The organism is Thermodesulfobacteriota bacterium (genome assembly GCA_040756475.1).
Classification (GTDB): domain Bacteria; phylum Desulfobacterota; class Deferrisomatia; order Deferrisomatales; family JACRMM01; genus JBFLZB01.
Window position 1 is genome coordinate 1 of sequence record JBFLZB010000233.1, and the last position, 6,552, is coordinate 6,552.

General features: G+C 71.9%; 7 protein-coding genes. 3 read left to right on the forward strand and 4 right to left on the reverse strand.

The genetic code is table 11. The features are described 5' to 3' along the window. A partial coding sequence (locus AB1578_21150) for a response regulator (GenBank protein ID MEW6490404.1) occupies positions 1-1,075 on the forward strand: 1,075 nt, incomplete at its 5' end. A gap of 18 nt (positions 1,076-1,093) precedes the next feature. Here AB1578_21150 and AB1578_21155 read toward each other — a convergent pair. Further along, positions 1,094-2,230 carry a HAMP domain-containing sensor histidine kinase gene (locus AB1578_21155; protein MEW6490405.1) on the reverse strand — a complete coding sequence of 379 codons (1,137 nt, stop codon included), beginning with the start codon at positions 2,228-2,230 and terminating at the stop codon, positions 1,094-1,096. Between the two features lie 106 nt (positions 2,231-2,336). On the opposite strand from AB1578_21155, the gene AB1578_21160 reads away from it, so the two are divergent. Continuing rightward, the gene (locus AB1578_21160) at positions 2,337-2,690 is read left to right on the forward strand and encodes a response regulator (GenBank protein ID MEW6490406.1); all 354 of its coding nucleotides are present in this window, start codon (positions 2,337-2,339) and stop codon (positions 2,688-2,690) included. Positions 2,691-2,911: 221 nt separating this feature from the next. On the opposite strand, the gene AB1578_21165 is transcribed toward AB1578_21160, so the two are convergent. Both AB1578_21165 and AB1578_21170 read right to left on the reverse strand, forming a co-directional pair. Next, complete coding sequence (locus AB1578_21165) at positions 2,912-3,100, reverse strand: hypothetical protein (GenBank protein MEW6490407.1); 189 nt, start codon at positions 3,098-3,100, stop codon at positions 2,912-2,914. A 193-nt stretch (positions 3,101-3,293) separates the two neighbouring features. Continuing rightward, the gene (locus AB1578_21170) at positions 3,294-3,620 is read right to left on the reverse strand and encodes a hypothetical protein (GenBank protein ID MEW6490408.1); all 327 of its coding nucleotides are present in this window, start codon (positions 3,618-3,620) and stop codon (positions 3,294-3,296) included. A 537-nt stretch (positions 3,621-4,157) separates the two neighbouring features. On the opposite strand from AB1578_21170, the gene AB1578_21175 reads away from it, so the two are divergent. Then, positions 4,158-5,333 carry a class I SAM-dependent rRNA methyltransferase gene (locus AB1578_21175; protein MEW6490409.1) on the forward strand — a complete coding sequence of 392 codons (1,176 nt, stop codon included), beginning with the start codon at positions 4,158-4,160 and terminating at the stop codon, positions 5,331-5,333. Positions 5,334-5,348: 15 nt separating this feature from the next. On the opposite strand, the gene AB1578_21180 is transcribed toward AB1578_21175, so the two are convergent. Then, positions 5,349-6,446: a 3-deoxy-7-phosphoheptulonate synthase gene (locus tag AB1578_21180; GenBank protein ID MEW6490410.1), complete on the reverse strand. Its 1,098-nt coding sequence runs from the start codon at positions 6,444-6,446 to the stop codon at positions 5,349-5,351. Positions 6,447-6,552 lie beyond the last annotated feature (106 nt).

The following is a 6,552-nucleotide window of genomic DNA, read 5'->3' on the forward strand; positions in this document are numbered from 1 at the left end:
GCTCGCAGGAGCCGCCGGGGACGAGGGCAGTCCCTTCCGGCTGGCGCTGGTGGACGTGGACCTGCCCGACGGCACCGGGCTCGCCCTGGCCCGGGAGCTCGCGTCCGGCGGGCTGGGGCCGGTCCCGGCCATTGTCCTCACGGCGCCCTTCTCCTCCCGGGGGGTCGCCCTCAAGGCGCAGTACGAGGACGGGTGGGGCTTTCTGCTGCGGCCCGTCAAGGAGCGCGAGCTCGCCGAGCTGGTGGAGACGATGGTGGGCGGGCGCGCCCTACCGGCGGCGCAACGACCCGCCGCGGCCGCCCCGCCCGCGCCGGCCGCGCTCCGGGGCAGAGTGCTCGTGGCCGAGGACAATGAGGTGAACCAGATGGTGCTGATCCGCCTGCTGGTGGAGCGTCTGGGGCTCCGCACCGACGTGGTGGGCAGTGGCTTCGCGGCCGTGGAGGAGGCGCTCGCGGGCCCCTACGACCTGGTGCTCATGGATTGGCAGATGCCGGGCATGGATGGCGTCGAGGCGACCCGGGAGATCCGCCGTCGGGAGGTCCCCGGCCGCCGCGTGCCCATCGTGGGCCTCACCGCCCATGCCCTGGCGGAGCACCGGGAGCAGTGCCTCGCGGCGGGCATGGACGACTTCTTGAGCAAGCCCGTGGAGTACGAGGCGCTGGCCCGAGTGGTGGCCCGGTGGGCCGAAGCCGGCGCGGCACGAAGGCGGGAGCCGACCTCCGGTGCCTTCGAACGGGTGGCCCTGCGCCTGGACGAGTTCGTGGGGCGGCTCGGAACCGAAAGCGCCTGGAGAATCGTCGACCTCTTCCTGCAGCAGGTCCCGGAGAATCTCGCGTCCCTGCGCGCCGCTCTGAAGCGGGGCGGCGCCGAAGAGGTGGCCCGAGAAGCCCACAAGCTGCGCGGCACCTGCTGCCACCTGGGTACCGAACGGGCGATGGACTTCGCCGGCCGCGTGGAGCGCCGGGCCGAGAGAGGGGACGTCCCGGGGGCGGCGGACGCAGCCGACGACCTGGAGGAGGAGCTGGAGGGCCTCGCCGCCTTCCTCGATGCGCGCAGGCCGCCGGGGAGGCACTAGTCGGCGGCCGGGTGGGTTTCAGGTCGGGGCCGGGTCGGCCTTTGCCGCCGCCGGGCGAAACACCAGGCGAAAGCGGCTACCGCCCCCCTCCCCGGGCTCCAGCGTCACGTCGGCGTCCAGGCTCCGGGCCAGGCTGCGGACCACGTAGAGGCCGAGGCCGGTCCCCTTGGTCGACCGTTCCGTGCGCCGCCCCCGGTAGAACTTGGCAAAGATCTTCTCCCGCTCGTCGGGCGGGACCCCGGGGCCGGTGTCCTGCACCTCCAGGGCCACGCGACCGTCGCCGGCCAGCCCGGCGCGTGCGCTCACCGTGCCCCCCTGCGGCGTATACTTGATCGCATTCTCCATCAGGTTGGACAAGCAGATCTTCGCCGCGCCCGGGTCGAAGCGCACGGGAGGAACGTCCCGCCCGACCTCGTTGCGCAGCGCGATGTGCTTGTCCCGGGCCAGGCCCGCGTGCAGGGAGAGCACGTCCTCCACGGTTTCCTGCAGGGACACCGGCTCGGGTTCCAGGTCGAGACGGCCCTCCTGGAGCTTGCGAAAGTGCAGCACGTCCTCCACGAACCCGCTCAGGTGGTCGGCGCTCTTGCGGATGAAGCCCACGTAACGCTTCAGGGTGTGTCGGGAGATGGTCTCCGCCTGGAGGTCGACCCGGCGGGCGAACCCCGAGATGGCGATGAGGTGGTTCTTGAGCTCGTGGTGCAGCAGGTCGTAGACGTCCTCGAGTTCCCGCTGGGGCGCTCCCGCGTCGCGCGGGCCGGCGGTCGCCGGGGGGCGCCGCCGCGGGTCGAGCAGTCGCTGGATCTTGAGCACGAGCTCTTCGAGGGTGAAGGGCTTGGTGATGTAGTCGTCCGCCCCGGCTCGGAGGCCCCGTACGCGATCCTCGGCCGTGCTCCGGGACGTGAGCATCACGATGGGCACGGAGGAGAGCACGGGGTCGGGCAGGGTGCGGATCATGGCGCAGAGCTCCCAGCCGTCGAGGTTCGGGAGCATCAGGTCGAGGATGATGAGATCCGGCCGCTCGGCAGCCAGCGCCCGGGAGGCGGCGAGGCCGTCGCCGACGACCTCCACGGTGTAGCTCTCCCCTTCCAGACAACGCCGGACCACCTCTGCCGTGACGAGGTCGTCCTCTACGACCAGTATTCTGCCCTCTGCCACGCTCTACCCCCTGTGGGGCCCCCTTGGGTTTGACAACCGCGCCGGGTCCCGGCAGCCAGGAGCCCTCTTCCACAGGAACCACCTGGGCGGCACGCCCACTCGAATCGTGATCGCGGATGACCAGCGCCTGCTCCGCCACACCTTCCGGCACATCCTCGCCGCGGACCCGGAGCTCCAGGTGGCGGGATGCGCCGCCGACGGCGCCGAGGCTCTGCGCCTGTGCCTGGAGCACCACCCGGACGTGGCGCTCCTGGACATCTCCATGCCCGGGCTCGACGGGCTGGAGGCGGCTCCCGGGACGCTCTGGGGACGAGGAAGCAGCATGTCCCAGAGGGTAGATCGTCGGCGCGCCGGGACAACGGCGCCCGTGCACTTTGGACCGTTCGGATTGCGAAACGAACCGAATGGTCGAAGGGGGCGCGGGGGCGGCAAGCGCACCTGGCCAAGGTCGACGTTGTAGGAGGCCACTCGGAGCCCGGGGCCGGCCCGCCTCACCCGCGGGCCCCCTGGTCCGCCTCCTCCAGCAGGTCCTCCCCCGCCTCCGGAATCCGTGCCCCGCGCGCCTGCTCCCGCAGCTCCTCCTGCTCGCTCACCGGCGCCCCCTCCGCCACCCTGCGGGTCGGGCCAAACGGGCGGAGGACCGTCCGGTTGGGTGAGCAGGTCCCGCAGGGGTGGCCCCGCCTAGGCCGTGGGCACCCCCCGGCTGGGCCCTCCCCGATCGGGGGGAAATGCATCTTCGAGCCGATCCGGCAGTCCGGCGAGCAGGGCGTTGAACTCCAGGCACTTGGCGTAGTCTGAGGCGGCGCGGTCGTGGATCTCGCGGGCGCGCGCGAGGCCGGAGCGGACGTCGTGGGGCAGGGGTTTGTTCATCAGGGTCACGAGCGTTGCCAGCTCGCGAGACGGGCGCGGGCAGTTCGCTGCCGAGCGCTCTGTGCCCGGGCCCGCGGCGTCCCGGTGGAGTCTCGGGGGCCGCGGTTCCGGGTTGCGCCGCTCTACGGTTGTGCTGAAGGGGGTCTGACGGGGAGGGCTCCCTGCCAGACCCCCGCAGTGCGCCACATCGAGGCTACTGCTCTTTCTTCGCCTTCTTCTGCTTCTTCGGGGGTGGCTCCGCCGGAGCCCCGGCGGGCGCCGCCGCGTCGGGGCTCTTGGGGGAGAGGGCCTTCTCTGCCTTGGCCCGAGCCCGTTCCGCGAGCCTCTCTTCCTGGGCGGCGATCGCGGCCAGGCGATGGGCTGCCTTGCGCACCGCCGCCTTCGCCTGCCGGACCCCGGCCGCCCGCCCGATGGCGGCCGCGTCGAGGCCTCCGCCCTCGAAGGCGGCGAGCCGAGCGGCGAGCTTCTTCTCCGCGGCGGCCTTCTGGGCCTCCAGGCGGGTCTTCGTCTTGAGATTCATCCGGTTCTCCCTTTCCCCTGGGAAGCGCAGCCGTCGGCGACGGCCCGCGCGTGAAGGACCCCACGCCTTGGCTCGGGATCCGCTGAAGGCGCTGAACGCTACACTCGGAGAGCCGCAGTGTCAAAGGCGTCGCGGTGCCTGGATCCACCGCCTGGGTGGCAAGCGGGGTCCGGGAGCCCCTGCGCTCCGCCGCTGGCCAGGAAGGGCGAGTGTCGCGGAGCCCAGGAGGGGCGGGAGCGACCCCGCAATCCGCGATGTTCGGGTGTCTAGGGCGCCGGCGGCGTACTCTTGGGGCATGCCCTCGCGGCTCTCGTCGCAGGCCATGCCGTCGCACACGCCCGCGTCGATCTCGTCGAGGGGCTTCCACGGCAGGGGGGCGGGTTCTCCTGCTGCGCCCGCAGGACCGAGAGCACTTCGATGGGAATTTCCATTGCGCCCGCCGTGCCCAGGGTGGATGGTTGTCCGTGGTGACGCGTGCGGGTTCACGGGGATCCGGGGGCTGGGGGCCGATGGGGCGAGGAGCGAGTCGTGACGGAGATGCGGTTGAGACGGGGGGCGGAGCGCCGGGTGGCGCAGGGGCACCTGTGGGTGTTTTCGAACGAGATCCAGGAGTTCGACGCGAGCATCCCGGCGGGGGAGGACGTGCGGGTGGTGGACGCCCGGGGCGCCCTGGTGGGGACGGGGACGTTCAGCGCCGTCAGCCTCATCGCCGTGCGGCTCCACGCCCGGGGAAGGGAAGTCCCCCTCGACGCAGAGCTCATCAGCCGCCGGGTGCGCCGGGCCTGGGAGAACCGGAAGGCCTGGCTGGGGGCCGAGGCGGCCGAGGCCTGCCGGGTGGTGTACGGGGAGGCGGACGGGCTTCCCGGGCTCGTGGTGGACCGCTACGGCGCAGTCCTCTCGGTCCAGGTCCTCACGGCGGCCATGGAGCGGCGCACCTCATGGATACTGGAGGCGCTGGAAGCCGTGCTTTCCCCTCGAGGAGTGGTGCTCCGAAACGACTCTCCCGCCCGGGAGTTGGAGGGGCTCGTCCGGGAAGTCTCCCTGGCATCCGGAGAGGTCCCGGAGAGGGTCTGCTTCCGGCTCCAGGGCCTCGAGCTCTGGGCGGACCTCTGGAAGGGGCAGAAGACCGGCTTCTTCTTCGACCAGCGGGAGAACTATCGCCTCCTCATGCCCCTGGTCCGGGGCGGCCGGGTGCTCGACGCCTTCTGCTACACCGGGGCGTGGGGAGTGCACGCGGCCCTCTGGGGAGCGGCCCGGGTGTCCTTCCTCGACGCGTCGGAGGGCGCCCTGGCCCTTGCCCGAACCAACGCCGAGGCCAATGGGTTCGCAGGCGCGGAGTTCGTGCGCGCCGACGCACTGGAGTTCCTGCGGCAGGAGGCGGCAGGGACCGGCTTCGACGTGGTCGTCCTCGACCCCCCCGCCTTCGTCAAGTCGCGCCGTCGGGTCCCCGAGGCACTCAAGGGGTACCTGAACCTCAACAAGTGGGGCCTGCGGTGCGTGCGCCCCGGCGGCTACCTGGTGACCTGCTCCTGCTCCCACCACGTGCGCCCCGAGGTGTTCGTGGAGACCCTGGCCCTGGCGGCCCGGGAGGCCGGGCGCCTGGTGCGGGTGCTCGGGGTGGGCCGCCAGGCCCCCGACCACCCCTGGCTCCCCGCCATGCCCGAGACCGCCTACCTCAAGGTGTTCCTGTTGCAGGTGGGGGGCGGGGGGTAGGCCCCCCCTAGTCGCTCACGCCGCCTGGGCTCGCGACGGCGCCTTCTCGGCCGTGCGGGCGGCCAGGTCCCGGCGCGTCTCGTACGCCTCCCGGCAGATGCGCACGTCCTCCAGGAAGGTCTCGAGCTCTTCCAGGAGCAGGGCCTGGGGGCCGTCGCACAGGGCGGCCTCGGGCCGGGGGTGGAAGTCCACCAGGATCATGTTGGCCCCGGCGATGACCCCCTGGGCCATGGCGTGCCACACGTCGAGGATCCCGTCGGTGGCCACGAGCCGCCGCCCCACCGAGTGGGAGGGGTCGATGCACACGGGCAGCCGCGTCTGGCGCTTCACCACGGGCACGTGGCTGAAGTCGACCAGGTTGCGGTGGGGCTCGCCCAGATTGGTCTTCACGCCGCGCAGGCAGAAGACGATGCGGTGGTTGCCGTTGGTGGCGATGTACTCGCACGCGTTGAGGCTCTCTTCCAGATCGATCCCCATGCCCCGCTTGAAGAGCACGGGGAACTCGGTCTGGCGCCCCACGTGCTTGAGGAGCTCGAAGTTCTGCGCGTTGCGCGTGCCGATCTGCACCATCACGCCCGTGGGTTGCCCGGCGTCGCGCAGGGCGTCGGAGATCTCCTCCAGGTGGGATTCGTGGGTCACCTCCATGGCGATCACCTCCACCCCGTGCCGGCCGGCGAGCTCGAACACGTAGGGCAGGCAGTCCTTGCCGTGGCCCTGGAAGTCATAGGGGGACGTGCGGGGCTTGTAGGCGCCCATCCGCGCGGTCTTGAGCCCGGCGTCCCGGAGCGCCCGGAACATGATCTCCGTGTGCTCCCGGGTGTCCACCGCGCACAGACCCGCGAAGACGTGGAGGTTGTCCTGGGAGAAGGTGAGCCCCCGGTGGGTGAAGCCCACGGCCTGGGCCTGCCCGTCGTGGCGGCCGATGACCCGGTACTTGGAGCTCACCCGGATGACCCGCTGCACGAAGGGGAGCTTTTCGAAGGGGCCCGTGGGCACCTGCCGGGTGGGACCGAATACGTATACCTCGCCGATGGCCTGGAGGGTGCCCTCCACGCTGTGGAGCCGAAGCGAGAGGTCGGGGAATCGGGCTGCCTCCGCCTCGAGCTGGCGCATCTCCTCAGAGTCGGGACCGATGGGGTTCTTCAGGATGACGATCACGGGGTCTCCTTCCTCCCCGGCGCGCCGGGGAAACGAATGGGGCCGCGGGCTCCCGGCGCCC